The 23,609-nt window shown below is 33.6% G+C and carries 20 protein-coding genes; 2 read left to right on the top strand and 18 right to left on the bottom strand.

Features of this window, described 5'->3' with window-relative positions:
* Positions 1 to 124: 124 nt before the first annotated feature.
* Genes Q0L29_RS17010 through Q0L29_RS17000 form a run of 3 tightly spaced genes read right to left on the bottom strand, consistent with a single transcriptional unit; the run spans position 125 to position 3,957 of the window.
* Positions 125 to 2,077, bottom strand: a complete 1,953-nt coding sequence (locus Q0L29_RS17010; RefSeq protein WP_296623612.1) for a nucleoside-diphosphate sugar epimerase/dehydratase — start codon at positions 2,075 to 2,077, stop codon at positions 125 to 127.
* 50 nt (positions 2,078 to 2,127) lie between these two features.
* Positions 2,128 to 3,249, bottom strand: a complete 1,122-nt coding sequence (locus Q0L29_RS17005; protein ID WP_296623610.1) for an aminotransferase class I/II-fold pyridoxal phosphate-dependent enzyme — start codon at positions 3,247 to 3,249, stop codon at positions 2,128 to 2,130.
* Positions 3,250 to 3,252: 3 nt separating this feature from the next.
* Positions 3,253 to 3,957 (bottom strand): SDR family oxidoreductase, encoded by a 705-nt coding sequence (locus Q0L29_RS17000; RefSeq protein ID WP_296623609.1) that lies wholly within the window; start codon positions 3,955 to 3,957, stop codon positions 3,253 to 3,255.
* A 212-nt stretch (positions 3,958 to 4,169) separates the two neighbouring features.
* Between Q0L29_RS17000 and Q0L29_RS16995 the strand changes: the two genes are divergently transcribed.
* Both Q0L29_RS16995 and Q0L29_RS16990 read left to right on the top strand, forming a co-directional pair.
* Positions 4,170 to 4,901, top strand: coding sequence for an ABC transporter permease (locus tag Q0L29_RS16995; RefSeq protein WP_296623607.1), 732 nt, complete (start codon positions 4,170 to 4,172; stop codon positions 4,899 to 4,901).
* A 3-nt stretch (positions 4,902 to 4,904) separates the two neighbouring features.
* On the top strand, positions 4,905 to 5,657 hold the full coding sequence (locus Q0L29_RS16990) for an ABC transporter ATP-binding protein (RefSeq protein WP_296623605.1): 753 nt from the start codon (positions 4,905 to 4,907) through the stop codon (positions 5,655 to 5,657).
* Positions 5,658 to 5,768: 111 nt separating this feature from the next.
* On the opposite strand, the gene Q0L29_RS16985 is transcribed toward Q0L29_RS16990, so the two are convergent.
* The 15 genes from Q0L29_RS16985 to Q0L29_RS16915 all read right to left on the bottom strand — a co-directional run.
* The gene (locus tag Q0L29_RS16985) at positions 5,769 to 9,197 is read right to left on the bottom strand and encodes a hypothetical protein (RefSeq protein ID WP_296623603.1); all 3,429 of its coding nucleotides are present in this window, start codon (positions 9,195 to 9,197) and stop codon (positions 5,769 to 5,771) included.
* A 2-nt stretch (positions 9,198 to 9,199) separates the two neighbouring features.
* On the bottom strand, positions 9,200 to 12,841 hold the full coding sequence (locus Q0L29_RS16980; protein ID WP_296623601.1) for a HAMP domain-containing sensor histidine kinase: 3,642 nt from the start codon (positions 12,839 to 12,841) through the stop codon (positions 9,200 to 9,202).
* 103 nt (positions 12,842 to 12,944) lie between these two features.
* The gene (locus tag Q0L29_RS16975; protein ID WP_296623599.1) at positions 12,945 to 13,217 is read right to left on the bottom strand and encodes a hypothetical protein; all 273 of its coding nucleotides are present in this window, start codon (positions 13,215 to 13,217) and stop codon (positions 12,945 to 12,947) included.
* Between the two features lie 47 nt (positions 13,218 to 13,264).
* On the bottom strand, positions 13,265 to 13,852 hold the full coding sequence (locus tag Q0L29_RS16970; RefSeq protein WP_296623597.1) for a DUF420 domain-containing protein: 588 nt from the start codon (positions 13,850 to 13,852) through the stop codon (positions 13,265 to 13,267).
* On the bottom strand, positions 13,853 to 14,488 hold the full coding sequence (locus tag Q0L29_RS16965; protein ID WP_296623595.1) for a hypothetical protein: 636 nt from the start codon (positions 14,486 to 14,488) through the stop codon (positions 13,853 to 13,855).
* A gap of 62 nt (positions 14,489 to 14,550) precedes the next feature.
* Entirely contained in the window at positions 14,551 to 14,877 is a 327-nt protein-coding gene (locus tag Q0L29_RS16960; protein WP_296623593.1) for a cytochrome C oxidase subunit IV family protein, read from the bottom strand.
* Positions 14,878 to 14,988: 111 nt separating this feature from the next.
* Complete coding sequence (locus Q0L29_RS16955) at positions 14,989 to 15,735, bottom strand: cytochrome c oxidase subunit 3 (protein ID WP_296623591.1); 747 nt, start codon at positions 15,733 to 15,735, stop codon at positions 14,989 to 14,991.
* A gap of 23 nt (positions 15,736 to 15,758) precedes the next feature.
* A complete protein-coding gene (locus tag Q0L29_RS16950) occupies positions 15,759 to 16,349 on the bottom strand; it encodes a cytochrome c oxidase subunit 3 (RefSeq protein ID WP_296623589.1) in 591 nt (196 codons plus the stop codon).
* A 2-nt stretch (positions 16,350 to 16,351) separates the two neighbouring features.
* Positions 16,352 to 17,254 carry a heme o synthase gene (cyoE, locus tag Q0L29_RS16945; RefSeq protein ID WP_296623584.1) on the bottom strand — a complete coding sequence of 301 codons (903 nt, stop codon included), beginning with the start codon at positions 17,252 to 17,254 and terminating at the stop codon, positions 16,352 to 16,354.
* Positions 17,241 to 18,341, bottom strand: a complete 1,101-nt coding sequence (locus Q0L29_RS16940) for a heme A synthase (protein WP_296623582.1) — start codon at positions 18,339 to 18,341, stop codon at positions 17,241 to 17,243. Before Q0L29_RS16940 ends, cyoE begins: the two co-directional genes overlap by 14 nt.
* Positions 18,322 to 20,190, bottom strand: coding sequence for a cbb3-type cytochrome c oxidase subunit I (locus Q0L29_RS16935; protein ID WP_296623580.1), 1,869 nt, complete (start codon positions 20,188 to 20,190; stop codon positions 18,322 to 18,324). Before Q0L29_RS16935 ends, Q0L29_RS16940 begins: the two co-directional genes overlap by 20 nt.
* 31 nt (positions 20,191 to 20,221) lie before the next feature.
* Positions 20,222 to 21,256, bottom strand: a complete 1,035-nt coding sequence (locus tag Q0L29_RS16930) for a cytochrome c oxidase subunit II (RefSeq protein ID WP_296623578.1) — start codon at positions 21,254 to 21,256, stop codon at positions 20,222 to 20,224.
* A gap of 24 nt (positions 21,257 to 21,280) precedes the next feature.
* A complete protein-coding gene (locus Q0L29_RS16925) occupies positions 21,281 to 22,648 on the bottom strand; it encodes a quinol:cytochrome C oxidoreductase (RefSeq protein WP_296623576.1) in 1,368 nt (455 codons plus the stop codon).
* A gap of 25 nt (positions 22,649 to 22,673) precedes the next feature.
* Positions 22,674 to 23,318, bottom strand: a complete 645-nt coding sequence (locus tag Q0L29_RS16920) for a cytochrome c (RefSeq protein WP_296623574.1) — start codon at positions 23,316 to 23,318, stop codon at positions 22,674 to 22,676.
* 13 nt (positions 23,319 to 23,331) lie between these two features.
* On the bottom strand, positions 23,332 to 23,609 hold a 278-nt coding region (locus Q0L29_RS16915; RefSeq protein WP_296623573.1), incomplete at its 5' end, for a DUF3341 domain-containing protein.

Below are 23,609 nucleotides of genomic sequence, written 5' to 3'. Positions count from 1 at the left end.
CCTCTAAACAGCGATTTTCTTCCTAAAAATTCCTTACAATAGCCCGCTATTGCTTCAGAATTTTTAGTTGAAACTCACTATTTACAGGCGTTCTGAATCCTAAATTAGAATCGAACTCAGGTTACTAGCTAATTTTTCGGGTGATGCTCCATTTTCGTTTTCTTTCGCTGGCGATTTCTTCATCCAGGGCTTCGAAACGAGAGGCATGACTTACAAATTCAGGTAGAATATTTTTCATTTGCATGATCATACCTAATTCATTTTCATCACTCATTAAATCATTAAGTTTTTGCAATTCCTTAATGATGTCTTTATGCCCCATTCTTTCCGTTTTGGCAATTAGAATCTTTTCATGATGGGTAGGCAAAGTAGTTTCTTTATCGCTTAACAATTCCTCGAATAATTTTTCACCTTCACGAAGTCCTGTAAATACAATCTTAATATCAACATCAACTTCATAACCTGATAATTGAATCATTTTCTTGGCCAGATCAATTATTTTAATGGACCTACCCATATCGAAAACAAATATTTCTCCACCAAACCCCATAATTCCAGCTTCAATTACTAATTGACAAGCTTCAGGAATAGTCATGAAATAACGGGTTACATCAGGATGAGTAACAGTTATAGGTCCACCTTTTTCAATTTGCTTTTTAAATAATGGAATAACAGAGCCATTAGAGCCTAATACATTTCCAAAACGGGTAGTGATAAATTGAGTATTATTTTTGACTTCTTCTGATTTGGAATCATTTAAAGACTGTACATAAATTTCAGCCAATCTTTTGGTTGCTCCCATTACATTTGTTGGATTCACGGCCTTATCGGTGGAAACCATTACAAATTTCTTGACATCATATTGAACAGAAAGGTCCGCAAGATTTTTGGTACCAAAAACGTTGGTAGCCACTGCCTCAAAAGGATGCATTTCCATTAGAGGCACATGTTTATAGGCTGCTGCATGATATACTACATGTGGTCGGTATTTATCAAAAATAATCTCTAGCCTTCTTTTATTGGCCACGTCCATTATAACAGGAATAATTTCTACTTCTTTATCTAGATCTAAATTTGTAAGCTCAATATCAATTGCATATAAGAAAGATTCTGCCTGATCGAGTAAAATAAGTTTGTTAGGTTTTACTTTTAGAATTTGCTTGGCAATTTCAGAACCTATTGATCCAGCAGCACCCGTGATCAAAACTGTTTTTCCTTCTATATCCTCCGCTACTTTAGGATTTTTCAGTTTAATAGACTCTCGACCCAGTAAATCTTCGATACGAACCTCTTTGATTTGGTTCATGCTTAATTCACCATTTATCCATTTATCAGGAGAAGGTACAGTTCTAACTTTTACATGGGCTTTTAAACAGTAATCAACTAATTCATTTTTGCGCTCAATTGAAAGATTCGCTATAGCTATTACAATTTCATGAACACGGTATTTTTCTAAAATATCATCTAAATTATAACCTGCATCATAAATTGGTGCACCATTAAGAACTTTACCTACTTTCTTGAGATCATCATCTACAAACCCAATCACTCGCATTCTAGCATTAGGGTCAGCATCGATCACTTGCTTTGTAATAATTCCATATTGGCCAGCACCAAAAATCATTACATTTTTTCTATGTCGAACTGCATCACGATAGTATGCAAAGAGGTTTTTTACTAAAACACGGTAAGAAAATAGGATAACTACAGCCAAAATAAAGCTGATAATCAAAACCGAAAGTGGGATAATTACGCTACCTGTATACCAAAAATTAAGATAACTTACTATTGCTATTAATACAGTGCCAATAAAGGTAGTGTAAGAAATTCTTAGTCCATCTTCAATGGAGGTATATCGAATAATGCCTGCATAACTTTGAGTCAGGAATATCGCTAACAGATGACATATTGAGAAAAGAACTAGGCCTTCAGTAAATTTAAAAGCTAAAACTTCCTCTATATTAAAGTTAAATCTTAATAAGTATGCAAACAAAATTGCAGACATCAACAATACTAAGTCGATTACAAGAATAATCCACCTAGGTAGAAAGCTGATATCGTTAATTTTCTTAATCATTGCAATACAAATATAACCTATTTAATATTTTCTTATAATAATTTAAGCTTTTATTTTAAAAAGGTGCTTATTTTTTTGATAACCATCCCTTTTTGTTCGTCCGTTAAAGATGAACTTGAAGGAAGACAAAGTCCTTTTTGAAATAAATTTTCAGATACCCCTGATAAATAGGCTTTACAGTTATTAAAGATAGGCTGTAAGTGCATTGGCTTCCATAAGGGTCTGGTTTCGATATTAAATTTTTCTAGTTCTTGTCTTAATTCTTCAGGTTTTTTAGTCAACTTCTCATTGAATAAGACACAGGTTAACCATCGATTACTAAAAGCGCCTTTTGGCTCTGATAAAAAATCGAAGCCTACTGAATCAAGTTCTTTTTCATAGAAATCGTGATTTGCTCTTCTATGTCCCACCCATTTATCCAATACTTTCATCTGACCTCTCCCAATTCCTGCAGCAATGTTACTCATTCTGTAATTATAGCCGATTTCGGAATGTTGATAATAAGGGGCTGCATCTCGAGCTTGAGTTGCTAAAAACCGTGATTTATCAATCCAATCTTTCCTTTTTGATACGAGAGCACCACCACCTGAGGTTGTGATTATTTTATTTCCATTAAATGAATAAACGCCAAAATCACCAAAAGTTCCTAAAGGTCGACCATTTAATTTAGAGCCTAAGGCCTCAGCAGCATCTTCAATCAATGGGATTTCATATTTTTCTGAAATAGCCTTTACTTCCTCTATTTTTCCTGGCATACCATATAAATGGACAAAGATAATTGCTTTTGGTTTCTTCCCTTTTGCTATATAATCTTTAATAGATTTTTCTAAAAGTTCAGGATCCATATTCCAAGTTTCCTTCTCGCTGTCAATTAAAACTGGTTCAGCCTGCTGGTAAACTATAGGATTAATTGTTGCGGAAAACGTAAAACTTGATGCCATAACCACATCATCATTTTTTACTCCTATTAAAATCAATGCTAAATGAATTGCAGCAGTACCCGAACTTAAGGCAGCAGCATAAGGAATATTATTATACTCCTGAATATCTGTTTCAAAGCCATTTACATTTGGTCCTAAAGGAGCTATCCAATTTTCATCAAAAGCATGTTGTATAAATTTGATTTCGTCTCCACCCATATGGGGGGCTGATAAAAATATTCTCTCGTTCATGGGTTATATATCTCCTAATTGAGGTCTAAGTACGATTTCTTCTACTACAGTTCTCTCTGATAACGAATAAGCTGACCAAACTGATTCAGCAACATCCTCTGCTTTCATAAATCTTTCATGAGGCAAATCTACCCCTTCCCAACTGGCCGTAAATGTTGCACCAGGAAGGATAGCGGTTACTTTAATACCTTCTTCTTTCAATTCTTCTCTCAAGCATTTAGTAAACCCTTGCATAGCATATTTTGTGATACTGTAGGAACCACCGCTTGCATAGGCTGTAATTCCAGCAATGCTACTCATAGAAAATATATGTCCCTTTTTATGTGGTAGTATAGAAGGCAATAATGCTCTAGTAAGATGATAAGCTGAAAATAAATTTGTATTCATCATCATTTCCAAATTCCCTTCAGGTTCATCTTGAATACTACCTGGAATGAAAACCCCAGTATTATTCACTAATACATCTACCTTAGGTGTAGTTTTCAAAACAAAATCTGCAAAAGCAGCTACCTCTTCTCTTTTTGACAAATCTGCAGCTTTTATGTACACTTTAGTACTATGTGATTTTTCTATTTCTTCTTTTAAGACTTCTAAATCAACTTCATTTCTAGCGCAAGTGATGATATTAAAACCATTTTCAGCAAAACGAAGTACCAAAGCTCTTCCGATACCTTTTGTACCTCCAGTAATTACTATAAATTTATTCATTTCTAATTTGAGTTATCTTTGGTTTGAAAATACGAAACTAAACAATAATCTTGTAGTTCTACAAACTTACAAAATTCATTAGCGTATTGGATTAAAGTAATCATGAGTATAATCTTAAAATCCAATTATCATTAAAGAATTGAAATAACTTTTATAATAAAGAAAAATTTCGTGCTAACTTTAAATTTGAAGATTCAAGAAACAACAACCTTATGAAGTCTATAGGCGCCTATTTTATATTTTTGGGAAGTATGTTTGTGAGGCGAGAGTCCTTTTCATCCTATTTCAAACTTACCATAAATGAATGTATTTCCATAGGGTGGAATTCCATTTTAATTGTAGCTATTACATCAACCTTTATGGGAGCTGTAACTACAGTTCAAACTGCCTATAATTTAGTAAGCCCACTAATTCAAAATTATGTAGTAGCTCAGGTGACTAGAGAAATGGTGGTGTTGGAGTTAGCACCTACCATTACAGCCATAGTTATAGCTGGTAAAGTGGGATCTAGTATTGCAAGTGGTTTAGGGACCATGAGAATAACTGAGCAAATTGATGCTTTAGAAGTTATGGGGGTCAATGCGTCTTCTTATTTGGTTCTTCCAAAAATCATAGCAGCTATGATTATGTATCCTTTATTAGTAGTAATAGCTGGTTTTCTTGCTTTATATGGAGGATATATAGCCGGAACCATGACGGGCATATTGACAGAAACTGAATATGTTTACGGAATAAGAATTGATTTTAATCCATTTACCATTCAGTTTGCACTTATCAAATCAGTAGTATTTGCATTTTTAATTGCTTCAATCTCTGCTTATCAAGGTTTCTTCACTACTGGTGGTGCTTTGGAGGTAGGTAAGTCCAGCACTAGTGCTGTTACGAAAAGTTGTATTGCAGTTCTTTTGGCTGATTATATTTTAGCAGAATTATTATTAAACTAAGAGATGATAGAAATTAATAATATATCTAAGTCCTTTGATGGAACTCAAATTTTGGATGATATTTCGGGGAAGTTTGAAAGAGGTATTACCAATCTGATAATCGGGGCCAGTGGAACAGGGAAAAGTGTTTTATTGAAATGTATAGTGGGCTTAATTACTCCTGAAGAAGGGGAAGTCCTTTACGATGGAAGATCCTTTTTAAAAGCTGATAAAGAAGAAAAAGCTCAAATGAGAAGAGAAATCGGTATGCTTTTTCAGGGAGGCGCATTATTTGATTCCAAAAACATAGAAGAAAATGTGATGTTTCCTTTGGACTTGCTAACTGATATGAAGAAAGACGAAAAGCTTGATCGCGTCAACAATGTATTGAGCCGAGTTGGATTGGAAAATATCAATAAAAAAATGCCAGCTGAAATAAGTGGTGGACAGAAAAAAAGGGTTGGTATTGCCAGAGCAATTGTAAATGATATCAATTATTTATTCTGCGATGAACCTAATTCAGGACTTGACCCGAGGACTTCTCTTCTAATTGACGAATTAATTCAAGAAATCACGCATGAGCTTAATGTGACGACCATTATGGTAACTCATGATATGAATTCAGTTATGGGAGTAGGAGAATACATTATGTACCTGGCAAGGGGAAAAAAAGTATGGGAAGGAAATTCTGATAATATTTTGACTTCTGGTCAAGAGGATCTGGAAGACTTTATTTTTGCTAGTAAGTTTATGAAGAAGCTAAGGAAAACGCTTTAGGAGCCCCCTAGCCCCCAAAGGGGGGAGTTGCAGCCTTGAAATCCCCAAAGAGGGAAATTGAATATTGTAGGTTGAAGGATGTTGGGTGATGGGTGTGGGGTTTATTAGTAATTAGAATAAGGCAGTTAATTGAACGCTGCCGTTATGAATTGTTTTTTGTGCTTGGCTTTTTCTGCCGATATACTGTATGATTAGATTTAAATCACCAATTATTTTTCGTCTTAGAGATAGATTCCAAACATAGTTATCACCTGCTCTAAGCCCTTCAAACATTTCATAGGCCAATGGACTCTGATCATCTCCCAGATCTGAAATAACACTCACATAGCTAAACTTTGATTCCAAAATGCCATTTTGAGCTTGGATTAATTTATTAGACAGTTCTAATGAATTTACCATTACCTCACCTCCAATAGCTTCATTAGGACTCCATTTATTTTCATTTTTATAAGCTAAACTAAGCCTTATATTTTTACTTCCTTGCCATATTATTTTAGGAATTATAGCGGTAGTACTGAATTGATAATCTCTTTCTTCTACTCTATCGGAATAGGAAATATTTTGCGAGGATTTATAAAGTGTATTAAAATTCCAATCATTGAAAGCGTTCAGTGTTCCTGATAAATGAAAATTCTTTCTATCCATTCCTTCAAACCCATCCAAAAGTAATTGTTTCCTATTGGACTGTGACCAACCTGATTCTAAGAATGCATCTCCACCTCTATTATAAAAGAAGGTAGATTTCCACATATTTCTTGAGGAGAGTATATTTTCATTATCTTGTGTATTAAAAGGTGAAATTCTATCAGACCATTTTTCAAAGGTATTTTTTGTATCTAGATTTGCATTGAAATTACCCGACAGTTTCCCTAGGTATTGAAGCAAATTTTGGGATTTAGCCCAACTACCAGGCATTTTCCATCGCAATTGATATTGTAAATTATTGATAAAAGCCGTTTGGTAATCATCGCCCATGGTCAATACTTTTACATAATTTCTATCTCCATAATCTGTTTCATCCTCAAAAAACTCATTAAGTTCCTGCTCTCCATTTTCATTCAAATCGGAATAAGAGTATGTACCTAATCCACGCGCTACCTCCATGAAAAAGTAGCTTCTTTGTAAAACTCTACCCGTTCCCGTTTGAAAATTCAAGTTTTGAATGATATTTCCATCCCAAAAAGAAGATTGCCAGTTCAGCCCACCTTGAAAATATTGCTCATCTTGTGAAGAATCAAATTTTTGTTGGATGCTTCTTCTTAAAATATTCATAGAAAGCCTATTAGTCTCCCCTAAATTAAAAGTGGATTTTAGCTGTGTATTCTGAGCATCCTCCAATTCAGTCATTGTCCCTTCAAAAGGTTTTTTATCTGAGCGAAATTCATGCGACAAACTGAAATTCCATTTCCCTGAATCTTCTTTATTGATATAAAACTGATGGCTATCAAAATATTGGAAGCTACCGCTTAACTCTCCTTTATTTCGAATTTGGTGTTGTTGGGTTCTAAAGCTATAACCAGGCATTAATTTGTATTTAGCAAATTTAAAATCGACTACAGCCTTTTTCCAATCAGTATTGAAATCATCATTTTTACTTTCCATCAAAAATCCATCTATACTAATTCTTAAATCTCCTTCATTCTGAAAATTTATATTATGCTGATAACCATTCCCCTTGTTCTCTTTATTTCTAAGAGCCAAATCATAACGTAAAACTTGATTATCAGTCTTGATAGTGGTTCCTAGATTTACTAAATGCTCTTCACCTGCTTGAAAAACAGCAGATTCATCCATACCCCAATTTCTGTTAAAATCCATATTACGGAATGGCTGAACAGGTGCAAAGGCAGAATCTAAGTATTCATATTTAATAAAGTAATTGATATTAGCATTCTTCATGAAGTTGATAATCTTAGGAGATGATTTGAATCCAAGTGCCAGAGCATTTCCTTTTAATTGAGTATTACTTTTATTAAATCGGTTACTTACAAATTCGGAACCGGCATATTCAAAGCTAATATCTGATTTATCCTTGAGTTGATAGTTTAACCCAATATTGATCACTTGTTGATTCTGCGGTAAAGCCATTTTTTTAATTGGCTCATAATTGCCTTGAGGCATTCCATCAATTGGTGCTACCCATTCATAAACCACTCCATTTTCTGCTGAATTGGCAATTCTATAATTTCCGCTATTCTCCCCTACCATGGTAAAATTCAATTGATAATGAGCGGTTTCAGGATTTTTTGATGACTTGAAAATATGAAATGTCTTTCCATTCAAAACCGTATCTACTTTAGCATACCTTGTTTTATCAGGGGCAAATCCTAAACTATCGATAGAAGGAATTTCAGCATAGCGCGAATTTCCACTTAAAGAAGAGAGTTCATCTAGATCAGACTGACTCAAGTCTTGAATTTGATTATCAGGCTTATCAGCTTGTTGAAAATAGCCAATATTCAATTCTAAATTTCCAATCGATTGTTCGTGCTTAAGCGTTGTTACATTTCGATTATATTGTCTGTCCGAATATTCGAATTCAATTTGAATTACACTATATTTTGAAATATAAATATTCGAATTAAAAATTATTTCTGCGGAATTATAATCTATCACATAATCATTTTCCAAACCTCTTTGCAATTGTTCTCCATCTAAAAATACTTTTTCAGAACCCGCCATGATGAAAATAAAGGGCTCGTTCTGTGGTCCTTCAATCCTGTAAGGTCCTAAAACCCCTTCTAAAGGCTCAATATTTTGCACTCCAGTTTTACTTCTAGCAAAGGAAGTCACCAGTTGAGTATTGGATTGAGAAGAATCAAATGAAAGTATTGAAGATGAAATACCCAAGCCTTGCACTTGTCGGTTATATCTCAAAAAATTAAGCTGATTGCTGGACTGGATATTTAAATCACCCGCTTCTAATCCCCAATTTTCATTAATCAACTGCACATTAACTCTATCAAAATCTTGCAATCGTTGAGTATTACCTTCAGGTTCAAATGGCATTTGCTGATCAGTCATTCTAGCTTGAAGCTTCAAGTCCTCAGAAATATTTCCAGAAATGGTTAAGTCCATAACAGAATGCATCATAGCAGATTGTTGACCTCCTGCTGAAACGGATCGCATAAAAGCACCTGAAATTTCTATACCTCCTAAACCCAGTAATTCCTGAGTAGATTTTGAGGTTATATTTTCAGCATGAATTTTATTGGTAAATCGGGCGGTACTATCAAAATAATGTTCGGGTACAGAAGTGGAGACAATTGGCTGATTTTTAGGTATATAATTAAAGCAGACTAATAGTATATCCTTTGAATCTGTTTTATTAAATTTCAGAAATCCCTCTGATAGTTCATGCAGTATTATTTCTCCGAATTGATTTTCAACTTCTATGGAAGCAGAAATTATTAAAACGGAATCGGGCAATGAAATAGCTGAATAAGGTGTTTGTAAACAGTGATTTTGGGCATTTAAAAGCACTGGACTAATAAAAAAGCCCAATACTACTAAAAAAATAGATTTCCTTGCCCACTTCAAAACTACTCCAGTCTTTTTAATTCAATATAAAAGGTTGTCCCATTATTTGGCTCAGATTCAAACCAAATTTCACCACCTGCATGCTCAATTCCTCTTTTGGCAATTGCTAACCCAATTCCTGAACCGCTAGATTTTGTTGTAAAGTTAGGTAAAAATACTTTGTTATAATTGTCTTCAGGAATACCCATTCCATTATCTTGAATTGATATTTTAACATTATCATCTATCAATTCAATTTTAATATTGACTTTTATCTTTTCCTCCCCACTTTGTAATGCATTCAATACCATATTATTAAAAGTCCTCTCCATGATTTTTGGATCTGCAAACGCATAAATATCTTCCTGAGGCATTTCCAGATTTATTTCTACATTTTCCGCCCTGAAAAAATCAACTACTTTTTTCAATATCTCACTGATACAAATCTTTTCATTTTCAGGAATTGGCATTTTAGCGAAAGAGGAAAAGGAAGTTGCAATATCACTTAGATTTTCAATTTGAGACAAAATGCTATCAATTTTTGCTGAAGCTTCAGGCATTGGATTATCAGATCTCTGAATCTTCATTTGTAAATGTTGCAAAGAAAGCTTCATAGGCGTAAGCGGATTTTTAATTTCGTGCGCCACTTGTTGCGCCATTTCACGCCAAGCAGATTCCTTCTCTGTTTTACTCAGCGCCAGTCTACTTTTCTCCAATTTGAGAAGCATTTGGTTATATTCCTTAATAAGTAAGCCAATTTCATCATCCACTTGCCAGCTTATCGGTTTATTTTCAGCAGACAAATTTACTTGTGACAGTTTCTGCTTCAGTAAATTTAATGGAGAAGTTAAAATGTTAGTGGCGGTGTAGGCCAGAAATATGAATATGATAAATGAGCCGACAAAAATATTGAAGACGTTATTTAATAAATCTGTCAAAAGCAGATCATATTCTTTATTGGATTTAAAAAAAGGACTCCCCAAGATTGCTAATAATTCACCAGAATTAAAAGAGCGGATTCCAACATAGGCAGATTGATAATTCAGATTTCCAACTCGTTCCTCCAGTGTAATGGTTTTCTGCCCATTCTTATAAATTGAAGCATAAGCTTGTGGGTTAATTTTGTAAGACAATAAATTCTTTTCAAAAACCTGAGGCTGACTGGTTAGAAATAATTGACCATTTAAATCATAGAGGTTTATGTCTGCATTAATTATCTTGGTAATAGTAGAGATCTCATTGCTTAAATTTGCCTTATCTACGATTCCATTTTCATATTTCATGAGTAAAGGCACTAATTGACTAGCTACTCTATTGGTATTTTCTTCATATTTGGAAACTATATCTTCTAGAAAAGTGGCATTCACAAACCCAATTGTAGAGATACTTACTGATAAAAGAGGAATTAAAAAAGCAAGAGAAAAATAGAGTTGAATCTTAGCACTTAAGCCTATGGTTCTCGTTTTCCAATAAATTTTTAAAAACTGGATAGCCGATGCTATGAATACCAAAATAAAGCAAAGAATAAAGAAAAATGATGTGTTGGAGAAAAAGCGATACCAGAAATTACTCTTTTGACTAAAAATCAATTTTTCATCATTATCAACTACCACATTGAATTTATAATTACCATCAGCCTGAATTTTAAGCAATTGCTCATCATTTTTGATATCGTTTTTCACAACATCAGGAAAATTCAAATCACCCACACTGTATGATAAAGTGTCATTTTTATAAAGGGCGTAATCATAAGGTACCTCAAGAAAAGTGGGAATATTTCTATTTTTTACCAATAACTCAGGAAATACATTATCAGGTCTAATTTTTTTAGGTTTGAACTCCAATACTATTTTAGCAAATACAAAATCATAATGTTTAATTTCAAATACATAAATATATTTCCGCTGTAATTGATTTCCTTCTGTATTACCTACTAAATACAATTTAATATCTCCTCTCTTATTTCTTTCATTCATTTGATGGATAGGATAGGAAGAAGACATAGGCAAAGTCCCACTAGGATAAATAGTGTTTCCTTCCGCATCAAAGATTTTTACAGACTTTTCATATTTATCAAAATAATCATTCAGATAATACTTTTCTATTTTATCGACAATTGTCTTATATGGAGTTAAAGGCATTAGAAATTGCCTCTTTATATATTCGTCTTTCTGTAAACTTTCATCCAATTGCACCAACATATATTCCGCGAGTACATCATTTCCGTTAATTATTCTATCCGCAAGAATATTTCTCTGCCTGGCTTCACTTTGTTTTTCCATGTACTGAACAGAAATGGCATTGATAATTGAAATAGCCGTAATCAATAAAAATAAGTAGATGAAACTAAGGAAATTGATGTTTTCAAGCGCGTTCCCAAGATTTGCAAAGTAAATGACTGTATTTAAAGTAAGAACGGTTGCCCCTATCCAAAATATTGAATAGTCAAAGAAGAAGGCAAAGAATGAAAAAATCCCGAAGCAAAAGAATTGAATTACTATAAAACGAACAGCATTTACATTTTGCCTAGAATTAAATAAATGAGTGAGTTTAAAAACCTCAAATAGCAAAAATCCGAACAGCAAGACGATGCCAAAGGACAATATTTGAAATATGCTGAATTCTATTGACAACGTACTGTCTAGACCCCAGTTAGAATGGATATAAATCAAATAAATAAAATAGAAAATACCGATGGTTGCCAGGTAAGAAAGTAAATTGACACCCAAACCAATAAAGTTTCTTCTTTTAGCTATTTTCCAAATGTATTTTGAAACCCGTCTAATTGAAAAATATCCAATAATGAAAAACAACACACAATTAATAATGAGGTAGCCAAGAGAAGGGTTAAAATCTGAAGATGCAAAAAATTTAGGATCAAAGAGCTTCAAATCTTTCGTATGAAACGGGAAGTCAAAAAGTTCCATCATTCCCCATAAGGCTGAAACACCAATTATGAATGACGCTATTTTAATGAATATATTTTTTCTGGAACTGCTAAAAATCCATAATAAATATATTAATGTAATAGCTAAAATTAATTCTAAAAAGATGATAATATAATGCAGTTCTTTATAATAGCTTTCAAAATCATCTGCTAAAGAAATATAGAAAATTGGATTTCCATCTAAATCATTTAAAGTATAGGATTTCTCTGTTTCGGTTTGATGAAGATTGATACCTGAAGGAGGTAAAATTTCAGTATTATATCTTGACTGGATATACTCATTATTGACATCATAATATTCAAAAAGAGGAATCACAGAGACTAAATTAATGTCTCCACTTTTAGATTTTATGGAGTATTCAAGATATTGACCAGATTGCTTGCTTATAAAATGCCAATCTTCTTTTCGGTATTTTTTGGATTCCGGTGCATAATGTTCATCTGACCAATAAACTAGTGATGTATTTTTAAAAATAAAAAACGGGTAAGTGCTTTTGATCTTATTCAAAGATTCAAAATCCAAAGAATTATTTTGAGAGAAATACTTTAACCACTCTCCTTTATCGTCTTCAACCTTTTGAAGCTCATAATTGAGTTTACTTTGTGTTTTAGAAATGAAGTTCTCCCTATCTATTTCCTTAAAATGATAATAACTTCTTAGAGATATTATTAATACCACTAAGATGGATAAAAGAATATAAATGGAAAATTTCTTCACAAATAATTGATGAATTTTTAAAGCATCAATATAGCAATAATCATACTGGAGTTTAAAAAATTAACTTGAAATAGATTAAAATAAAGGATTTAATAAGAGGACTTTAAGAATTCTGCTTTCTAGAAAGGATTTCTTTAATATTAATCTTTTTATTTTGCTTTTTACTGTTTCTATACCACAAAATTCCGATTACCATAGCAACCAGATAAGGAGCAGCAAATAAGTACAAAATACCGATGTTCAATGTACTAGCAATTCCTATCTCTCCATTATTTACATTGTTTTCCACAGTAGCCCTGCACATAGCACATTGAGCTGCAATATCACCTAAATTAATGAATAGGAAAGAAACCAGTAAAAATAGAAGCTTTTTCATTTAATTTATTTTTAAATAGAACCCAAAAAAATAATAATGAGTTCTGATTAATTCAGATAATATGGACTAATCATCAGATAAACCACAACTCCCGTAATGGAAACAATCAACCAAATAGGAAATGTCCACTTGACAATTTTTTTATGCTTCTCAATCTTATCAGTTAATGCATAATAGAAAGCAAAAAGAACAAAAGGAACAACCACAGCTGCTAAAATTATATGAGGTAATAAAATACCAACATACAAGCCTCTCCACCGCATTATTTCTTTACTTTTTTCAAAATCATCCAAAACTCCATTACCGTTTAAATCTCCATAAATAGTTGAATCAGCCGTAGAATGATAAATGACATAACTCACTAAAAAAAGAGAACCAAGCATAAAAGCAATAGACATCATACTCTTATGAGCTTTGATGTTTTTTTGCTTAATAAAATATAATCCTAATAATAAAACAACAGTTGTGATAGAATTAAAGGTAGCATTCAGATGTGGTAGAATATAAACCCAATCGCCAGCACCTTTTATTTTTTCGGGTGCGAATATAAGAATTGCAACTACTACAGGAATTGCAATAGATAAAACCCAAATTAATTTAATATATGATTTTTGTTTACCGTTTACTGATTCCATTTATCTATTACTTAATAAAACTCTTATCTCTAATATCAATCTGTCAACTTCTTTTGTTTCATAGCCATCATAATAGCCTCTAATTTTATTTTCATTATCCAATAAAACTAAAGTATGATCAACCGCTATGGTTTCCTCAGCAGGATGCTTCCCTTCCCAATCTTCTGTAGGAAATGCGTAGATACAATTAATAAGGTTATCCTTCTGTTCTTTGGGATAAAGAATAGATTTTGTTCTAGCATCAGGTAAAAATAATTCGGTGCTCAACTGATCAACTTTTTCAGTTACAATTGGCTGAAAACTTAAAATATTGATAGATAAATCACCAAACGTATTGAGAATCCTATTTAATTCATTCTTTAAAGTTTGAATTTCAGAATCTTGAGCATTTGGGAAATGAATCACTTTAAAATCTGCTGTATAAACCTCCGGTAGCTTAATAAAATCTTTTTGATTCAAATCAATTAGCTTAACATCACTTTTTGTCACACTTGAATCTTTACAATACACTTTTTCTTCGTTCTCAAAAAACACAGGTAATGCAAACTCATTTTGGCCGTAAGAACGTAAAAACAAATAAAGAATTACGGGGAAACTGAGTGTGATTGTTAGAATTATAATTTTTGATCTCTTCATAAACAAAAAAATCAGGCTGATTGAGACCAGCCTGATTTAGTTAAAATTTCAAATGAATTGAATTAGTTTCGGATGTTAAAGATGGCGGTACCCTCTACCATCAAAGCTACTACTAGCCATAAAATCAGTATAGTAGGAATCATGATGGACCATATTAAAGCTTTTTGTTCATGCTTTAAGTGCATGAATTCTGCAACTATATAAAAAGCTTTAACAACTGTTAAACCTAAGAAAATAGATACCAGAATGATACCTCTAGGTAAAGTAAAAGCGAATATAAACTCTATAATGGTCACAATAGCCAAAATAGCCGCTACCTTCCAAATTTTCTTGGTTTTTTCCTTGTCTTCAGGAATTACCTGAATGTTATTAGTTTCTTCGTGTGACATATCTTTTGTGGATTCTTTAAATTAATTTCGCAAATTCTAGCTATTTAACCAATATCAAATAGACATAAAATATACTCATTTAATTGCCTAATAGGCTCTATTTAAATAAAGTTAAATCAAGTAAAAAAGTGTAAATACGAATACCCAAACTAGATCAACAAAGTGCCAATAAAGTCCAGTTTTTTCAACCATTTCGTAATGACCTCTTTTATCATAAGTACCAACTACAGCGTTAAAAAATACAATAAAGTTAATCACCACCCCACTGAATACGTGGAAGCCGTGGAAGCCAGTAATAAAGAAGAATAAGGAAGCAAACAATGGCGGACCATATTGATTTTCGGTAAGATTCGCCCCGTAGATAGTCTCTCCTATCGCATTAACAGTACCTTCAGCAGTTCCATGAATGAAGTGACTCCACTCCCATGCTTGACAAGCTAAGAAAGTTAATCCGCCTATAATAGTCCAAAGCATCCATTTGATAACTGCTTTGCGATCCATTCTATGACCAGCCTCAACAGCTAAAACCATGGTAACACTACTTAAAATCAAGATAAACGTCATGATACCCACGAAAATCAATGGTGCATGAACTCCGTGCAAGAACGGTAGTGCCTCGAAAACCATTTCTGGAATTGGCCAATATTCTGTGCTGAATTCAAATTCAGATACAGCTCCTTGATAAGCAGGATGTGAATAGCGAATTAGACCATAAGTTATTAATAAAGCCGAAAATGAAAATGCATCCGATAAAAGGAAAAACCACATCATCAGTTTTCCATAACTAACATTCATCGGGGCTACTCCACCTCCCCATCTGCTGTTAGTAGTAGTATCAATTTCTACAATAGTTGCCATAGATTTAACTGTTCAATATAGGATTAATGATTTAACAACAAAAATATAAATAAATATACCCAAAGTCCATCTAAAAAGTGCCAATATGTTGTACACATTTCCATTTTCACCATATTTTTAGAGTGAACCTTATTTTTAAAAGCCGAAAATAACATAATTAATATAAATATCAGCCCAGAAACCAAATGAAATGCATGTAATCCTGAAATTACATATAAAAAGGAGCCAGAAGGATTCCCTACAAAGTAAACATCTCTATCTACTAATGCTCCCCAAGCTTCATATTGCCCAATAAAAAAAGCTACTGATAAAACTGCCGTCAATATCATGAATAGCTTAAGATTTTTAAAATTATCTTTTTTAGCAGCCAAATAAGCCAAATGCATGGTTACACTACTAGCTACCAAAATAATAGTATTATATAAGAAGATATTCGGCAGTTCAAAAATCAACCAATTCCCCTCAGATTGACGCACTATATAAGCACTAGTAAGTGCAGCAAAAATCATCACAACCGAAACAATAAAAAGCCATAATGCAAACTTTAAAGGATGCATTGATAGTATTTTGATACTCGGTTGTAATTGTTGTTCTTTATTTAAAGAAGTTTCCATAATTAATTTTTATCTAATAGATAAGCTACCTGTACTATAGGTAAGTATAAAAAAGAACCGAACATTATTTTCAAAGCTGCTTCTTTACTGCATTCTTTCATTAAATAGAATGTCTGACTTAAGAAAAGCACACCACAAATAGTGGCTACTAATGCTGAATAAATTCCAGTTATTCCAAATAAAGTAGGCAATAAACCCAAAGGAATGAGGAATAATGTATAAATCATGATCTGAATTGCTGTATTCAAATCTTTCTTACCACCTGAAGGCAATAATTTAAAGCCTGCCTTTTTATAATCTTCATCCGCTACCCATGCAATTGCCCAGAAATGTGGGAATTGCCAAATAAATTGAATTCCAAAAATGATCCATGCCTCAATACTAAAGCCATTGGTGGCAGCTACCCATCCCAATAAAGGAGGCAAAGCACCAGGAATAGCACCTGCAAAAACAGCTATTGGTCCTACTCTTTTTAGAGGAGTATATACAAAACTATATAGAATCAAGGATACTAAAGAAAGAATTGTAGTTAAGATATTAGTAAAAATTAATAGCAAACCTAAACCAGCAAGACCTGTGATAATAGCATAAATTGTAGCCTCTTGAATTGATATTCTACCTGTTGGTAATGGACGATTTTTAGTTCTGTCCATTTTTTTATCTAACTCAATTTCTAAGATTTGATTAATTGTAACAGCAGAACCAGAAACTAAAAATCCACCTAGAGAAAGGAAAGCAAGAACCCCATAGTTTATCCCACTTCCGCTAAAACCTAATACATAGCCGAAAGCTGAAGAAAAAGCTACTAAAAAGCTTAACCTAGGCTTCAATAATATGAATAGATTCCTCGCATAACTTAAAACTAAGTCTGTGATGGATAAATTTTGTGAATTAGGATATTGCATACTCCTTTTTATTAGTCTTTTGAGTAGTGTAAACTACTTGCAAAAATATATAAAATTGTGTTCCAAAAATCATACTACCTAAAACCAAATGAATTGGTTGAGCCCAAAATGGTATTGCGAAATATGCCATAATGGTTCCTGATAAAATTTCTATAATGATGAAAGTCATTAACATTTTAACATTTCTAAAAATGCTACTCATTTTGTCTTTTATCGAATACAATTTGAACAAAAGATAAATATGAATAATTGCAATCGCTATAGAAAAAGAGCGATGGATGTAAAATTCAATTCCAAGACCCTCAATCCAACTTCCCCTTAAAGCCTCTCCTAACCTACTAGCCACTATATCTAAGGACTCTCTAACTTGAGTGCCTAAAATAATTTGAACAAGTATCATTAGCATAGCGATTACCAAAACGTAGGTAAGCGTTTTATGCTCTTTTATCATCAAAATCTTTTTCTCTGTTTTGCGATTCACTACAAAATACAAAGCTGTCAATACCGCTAAAATTACCAAGGCTAAAACCATATGAACAGTAATCAGCCATGAGAGCAAATTAGTAGATACCACAACAGAACCAATCCATCCTTGAATCAAAACCAATATCAAAGAGGCAAAAGCTAATAAAAATACTGTCTTTGAATCCTTTATGTGTTTTATTGAACCAGCTACACATAATATAATTAGAAAGCCAACAAGAGCACCTAAAAGCCTATTCACATATTCTGTCCAGGTTTTTGAAGCATTAAAAGCTGCTTCTTCTTTTATTGATTCATCTTCCAAAATTGCTTTTCCAATCTCAGAATAGCCAAAAACATCTAAATATTTGGCAAATTTTATATTCTTTTGATGTCTGTATTCAGCATAAAAGTCTTGATAATCTTCAGGCAATTCTTCTGCTGAAGTTGGTGGAACCCATTGACCGAAACATTTAGGCCAATCAGGACATCCCATACCAGAGCCAGTACTTCTTACAATACCTCCTGCAAGTATTAAAAGATAAACAGCTACTACCGTAACAGTTACTAGTTTACGGTAATAGCTGCTTATTATAAATGATTTATTATGTGTTTGATTTTGCATCAGCTGTTTTTCCAACAACTTCTTTTTTCGCTAATTCAACCTCATGCTCTAAGTTAGACTCAGGAGTTTGAGATAATGGAATATGCTGTGGAATGAAATCCTCCTTAGCACCTGGCTTACTGTAATCATAAGGCCATCTGTACACTTTAGGAATTTCTCCAGGCCAATTACCGTGTTCTGGTATAATTGGAGCAGTCCACTCTAAAGTATTTGATCTCCATGGGTTTTGAGGTGCTTTCTTTCCTCTATACATTGAATAGAAGAAATTAAACAAGAATAAGAACTGTGCTGCAACGGTTACGAAAGCAGCAATAGATACAAACATATTCAAGTCAGTATAAGCACTGAAAGCATCAAAGTTGGTCCATGAATAATATCTTCTTGGGAAACCTGCAATACCAATGTAGTGCATTGGGAAGAAAATCATATAAACACCGATGAAAGTCATCCAGAAGTGAATATGACCTAATTTCTCGTCCATCATTCTTCCGAACATCTTAGGGAACCAGTGATAAACACCTGCTAACAATCCAAAGACTGATAAACTACCCATTACCAAGTGGAAGTGAGCAACCACAAAATATGTATCGTGCAATTGAATATCAATAACAGAGTTTCCTAAGAAAATACCAGTTAAACCACCTGAAATAAAGAATGATACCAAACCAATTGAAAACAATGTGGCTGGTGTAAAAATGATATTACCTTTCCAAAGGGTAGTTAGGTAATTAAATACTTTAACTGCCGAAGGAATAGCGATAATTAAGGTTAAGAACATGAAAACTGAACCTAAGAAAGGATTCAATCCTGAAACGAACATGTGGTGAGCCCACACAACGAAAGACAGAACTGTAATACCTAACATAGAACCAATCATCGCTCTATAACCAAATATTGGCTTTCTAGAGTTGGTTGCAATTACTTCTGATGTGATACCTAAAGCAGGCAGCAATACAATATATACTTCTGGGTGACCCAAGAACCAGAACAAATGCTGATATAAAATAGGGCTACCTCCCATATTTGGCAAGGCCTCCCCGCCAATGTAGATATCAGATAAGTAGAATGAAGTACCAAAACTTCTATCAAAAACTAATAATAAAGCTGCTGCAAATAAAACCGGGAATGATAGTAACCCAATAACAGCAGTTAAGAAGAATGACCAGATCGTTAATGGCAATCTAGAGAATGACATTCCTTCAGTTCTCAAGTTAATTACTGTAGTGATGTAGTTAATACCACCTAATAACATTGAAACAATAAAGAATACCATTGCAACCAACCATAGGGTCATACCTAGTTGTGATCCTTGAATAGCCTGAGGTAATGCACTTAATGGCGGATAAACAACCCATCCACCAGCAGCGGGGCCAGTTTCAATAAAAATTGAAGTCATCATTACCACACTAGATATAAAGAAGAACCAGTATGACAACATATTCATAAAGCCTGATGCCATATCACGTGCCCCAACCTGTAATGGTATTAAGTAATTACTAAACGTACCACTTAAACCAGCTGTTAATACAAAGAATACCATAATGGTACCATGCATTGTAACTAAAGCAAGGTAAAATTCAGGATCTAGTTGACCACTTTCAGAAATCCATCCACCTAATAAAGGTCTTAACCATTCCATTTGCATATCAGGAAATCCTAATTGCAATCGGAAAATTACAGACATTCCAACTCCAATTATCCCCCACATTATACCGGTAACTAGGAATTGCTTACCAATCATTTTATGATCGGTAGTGAAAATATATTTTGAAATAAAGCTTTGTTCGTGATCATGATGCTCATCATGCTGAACATCTTGACCTATATTTACTTCTGCCGCTGTTGACATAACTTTATGATTTATTTTTTTAGTCTAACTCTTAGTTTTCAATTCCTGTTTTCAAAAGTGCAACCTCTTTTAATTCAGTTGGTACTTTTGACAAATACTCAGGATTCCTTTTCAAGAATGACTCCTGCTCAGCATACCATTCCATATATTCTTCAGGCTCATCTACTATCAAAGTTAATTTCATTGAATAGTGTCCTCTTCCACAAACCTCAGTACAAGCTATTTCATAATTGAACTCCGGGTCATTCAATTCCTCTCTCATTTCTTCAGTAGTTTTTGTAGCAGTGAAGGTAAATGAAGTTGGCATACCTGGAACTGCATCCATTTTCAATCTGAAGTGAGGAGCAAAAACACTATGTAATACATCTCTCGCTCTGATATTGAAAGTTACTGGTTCGCCTTTAGGAATATGCATTTCACGAGGAATAAAATCATCGTAGGAAGCTTTATCATTGAAGTCTATACCAAAGCTATTGGTTGCTTCAATTACTCTGTAGTCAGTATTGCCTAATTCACCATCAAGGCCAGGATAACGAACACCCCAAGCAAACTGATAACCCATAATTTCTATATTATTAGTGTTTTCTGGAGCCGGAGCCGTGATATCAGTCCAAACTCTCCAACCAGTAAAAACTAATATAGCCAATACAACAGCTGGAACAAAAGTCCAAATAATTTCTAACTTGTTGTTTTCTGGATAGAAAAGTGCTTTTGTATTTTCCTTATATTGATATTTCCAAGAGAAGTAAAATAATAAGAATTGAGTTAATACGAATACAACTCCTGTAACGGCCATTGTTATCCAAAACAAAAATTCATATTCTGAACCGTGTTCCGATGCCACTGGTAAATTATAGTTATCGAATTCTTTAAATGAATACCAGAAAAATAAGAAGCCAGTCCCCACCAAAAAGACAATAAACATGGCTCCGTTTATTTTATTAGAACTTGTTTCGATCTTATTTGTATTTCCCTTTGCAACACTTATCAAAGAGGAAATTCTAAAAATCAAGAACAAAATTGCTAGTAAAAGTACTACTCCTAAACCTATAGCTAAATTGAACATATATGTTATTGTTACTTAATTAAATTAAAATACGTGGTGATGTTCTGCTTCTTTTATCATTGGGTGGTTTTTAGCAACCAATGAATATTTAGATAAACCAGTTAAGGCTACAAATAAGAAAGCAACTCCAAAAATCATTGCCATCCCAATTTCAAGTAATCCGAATCCACCATTTTCTTTCATCACACCAGGTGTAATCATTAAATAAAAATCGAACCAATGACCGATTAAAACGATAATAGTAACGATTTTTAAGAAAACTGTATGTCTTTTTGAATCTCTTGGCATGAAAACCAAGAAGGGAAAGAAAAAGTTTAGAATAAGATTAACAAAAAATACGATGCTATAATGATCACTTGTAAGTCTTTCAATGAAATAAACTGTCTCCTCAGGAATGTTTGAATAATAGATCAACATGAACTGAGAGAACCAGATATAAGTCCAGAAAATTGAGAATGCAAAAACGAATTTACCAAGGTCATGCAATACACCGGTATTAACAATCTTCAAGTATCCTTGCTCTTTCAAAATAACAGTAATCAATGTGATTGCAGCTAAGGCCGTTACCCACCATGAAGCGAATACATACCATCCGAACATAGTAGAGAACCAGTGCGTGTCAATTGATAAAATCCAATCCCAAGCTGAAGTAGAAGATGTAACTGCAAAGAAAACAATAAATCCTGCAGAAATACCTCTCAATTTGTAGTAGTAGTTTGAACTACCATTCAAATCTTCTTCTAATGACTTTTTACGAATCCAACGGAACATCAAGAACCACACTACAAAATAAACTACCATTCTTGCTATGAAGAAAGGTGTATTCAAATAACCTCTCTTACCAGCAATAATTTCATCATACTGTGGGTCATTTACATCATATAAATATTCATGCGTCCAGTGGAAAATGTCATGACCACCCAAAAGGAAAATTATCAAAGTCAAAATACCACCTATTGGCAACCAATTACCAAAAGACATTGGTATTCGTATTAGCGCGGCAGACCAACCTGCTTGAGAAACATATTGAATAGCCACAAAGAATACACCTAATAAAGCAAGACCAACAAAATACATGTTATTGATCCATAGGTTAGCATAAATTCTTTTTAACCAAGTAGGATTGCCAGCATGCTCGCCTTCATGACCAGCTGCATCATGTTCAGAACCTTCAAAATGGTCTTGATCAGCATCTTCTGTAGCATGAGCATCTTCTAGGTCTTGAGCCATAATCGCTCTATCGTGCATTTCTTCTGCATGCGCCCCGTCAGCACTATGACCATTAGAACTTGCAAAAAAAGTACCTAGTGCCAGTAACACAACTCCTACTATCGCTAAAATGGAAAGTGTCTTTTTTGCTTTTCCAGTAAATTCAAATTTTTCTTCAGTCATGATAAATTATCTTAAAACTGTTTTATTAATCTTGTTTTTGTAAAGTTTGTACATAACGTACAATTTTCCATCTGTCTTCTTGCTGCACTTGAGAACCATGAGCTCCCATTCTTCTTATACCATGCGTAATCACGTGAAAAATATGACCTTCTGATAATTGAGAAGTGGCGCCTGCAGCATAAGATGGCACACCTTGATAAACCGCACCTACTTTGGCAGTTTCATCCATAGAACCGCCACCATTGACACCGTGACAGTGCGTGCAATATTTAGTATATAATACTTTACCTTCCTCTAATATTTTATCATTATTCGGTAAAGGATTTTTCATAATTCTCGCTGCTAGTTCCACGCTATCTTTCGGTAGTCTGTAAGGAAGCATTCCATTCTCACCTCTAGGAACAGTATTTTCAGCAGGTCTTCTCATGTTCATACCAAATGGATTATTAGGATTTGAGCTGAAATATTCTCCATAGCCATCATCATCTGATGATACCCAATTACCTGCATCCTTATTGGTAATCTGAATCAAAGGCTCATAGGAAATTGCATGATACATATTCGGAGCATATTCTGTTCCTGGATCATCTTTCCCTGGCTTACATGCAACAAATACTACTGTAACCAAGCCGAAAAATAAGATTTGAAATATTTTATTTGTATTCATCATTTGATAATTCAACTTAAAATTTCTTTTCGTTTATTTCCACAGCACCTGAATCTTTCAAAATAGTACTTAACTCATCAGTGGACTTTTTATTCTTAGCTAAGTCGATTGCCATTACATGCTTATCATCGGTGCTTCGAATATCATAAATTCTTGGCTTTCCGTATGGCTTAAGATTACTAATCACAAAGAAAGTACCTACCATACCTAGGGCAGAAAGCAACACTGTCACCTCAAAACCAACGGGCACAAATGAAGGTATAGCAATATAGTCTTTACCTCCTATAATCATTG

It is taken from the genome of Marivirga sp. (genome assembly GCF_024636815.1).
In the GTDB taxonomy this organism is placed as follows: domain Bacteria; phylum Bacteroidota; class Bacteroidia; order Cytophagales; family Cyclobacteriaceae; genus Marivirga.
The sequence above is the reverse complement of the archived record's forward strand: the minus strand, read 5'-3'. Positions and strand labels throughout refer to the sequence as shown.

Coding starts and splice junctions, on each gene's coding strand:
- Q0L29_RS17010 (WP_296623612.1), bottom strand. CDS start 2,077: ATGATTAAGAAAATTAACGATATCAGCTTTCTACCTAGGTGGATTATT.
- Q0L29_RS17005 (WP_296623610.1), bottom strand. CDS start 3,249: ATGAACGAGAGAATATTTTTATCAGCCCCCCATATGGGTGGAGACGAA.
- Q0L29_RS17000 (WP_296623609.1), bottom strand. CDS start 3,957: ATGAATAAATTTATAGTAATTACTGGAGGTACAAAAGGTATCGGAAGA.
- Q0L29_RS16995 (WP_296623607.1), top strand. CDS start 4,170: ATGAAGTCTATAGGCGCCTATTTTATATTTTTGGGAAGTATGTTTGTG.
- Q0L29_RS16990 (WP_296623605.1), top strand. CDS start 4,905: ATGATAGAAATTAATAATATATCTAAGTCCTTTGATGGAACTCAAATT.
- Q0L29_RS16975 (WP_296623599.1), bottom strand. CDS start 13,217: ATGAAAAAGCTTCTATTTTTACTGGTTTCTTTCCTATTCATTAATTTA.
- Q0L29_RS16970 (WP_296623597.1), bottom strand. CDS start 13,852: ATGGAATCAGTAAACGGTAAACAAAAATCATATATTAAATTAATTTGG.
- Q0L29_RS16965 (WP_296623595.1), bottom strand. CDS start 14,488: ATGAAGAGATCAAAAATTATAATTCTAACAATCACACTCAGTTTCCCC.
- Q0L29_RS16960 (WP_296623593.1), bottom strand. CDS start 14,877: ATGTCACACGAAGAAACTAATAACATTCAGGTAATTCCTGAAGACAAG.
- Q0L29_RS16955 (WP_296623591.1), bottom strand. CDS start 15,735: ATGGCAACTATTGTAGAAATTGATACTACTACTAACAGCAGATGGGGA.
- Q0L29_RS16950 (WP_296623589.1), bottom strand. CDS start 16,349: ATGGAAACTTCTTTAAATAAAGAACAACAATTACAACCGAGTATCAAA.
- cyoE (WP_296623584.1), bottom strand. CDS start 17,254: ATGCAATATCCTAATTCACAAAATTTATCCATCACAGACTTAGTTTTA.
- Q0L29_RS16940 (WP_296623582.1), bottom strand. CDS start 18,341: ATGCAAAATCAAACACATAATAAATCATTTATAATAAGCAGCTATTAC.
- Q0L29_RS16935 (WP_296623580.1), bottom strand. CDS start 20,190: ATGTCAACAGCGGCAGAAGTAAATATAGGTCAAGATGTTCAGCATGAT.
- Q0L29_RS16930 (WP_296623578.1), bottom strand. CDS start 21,256: ATGTTCAATTTAGCTATAGGTTTAGGAGTAGTACTTTTACTAGCAATT.
- Q0L29_RS16925 (WP_296623576.1), bottom strand. CDS start 22,648: ATGACTGAAGAAAAATTTGAATTTACTGGAAAAGCAAAAAAGACACTT.
- Q0L29_RS16920 (WP_296623574.1), bottom strand. CDS start 23,318: ATGATGAATACAAATAAAATATTTCAAATCTTATTTTTCGGCTTGGTT.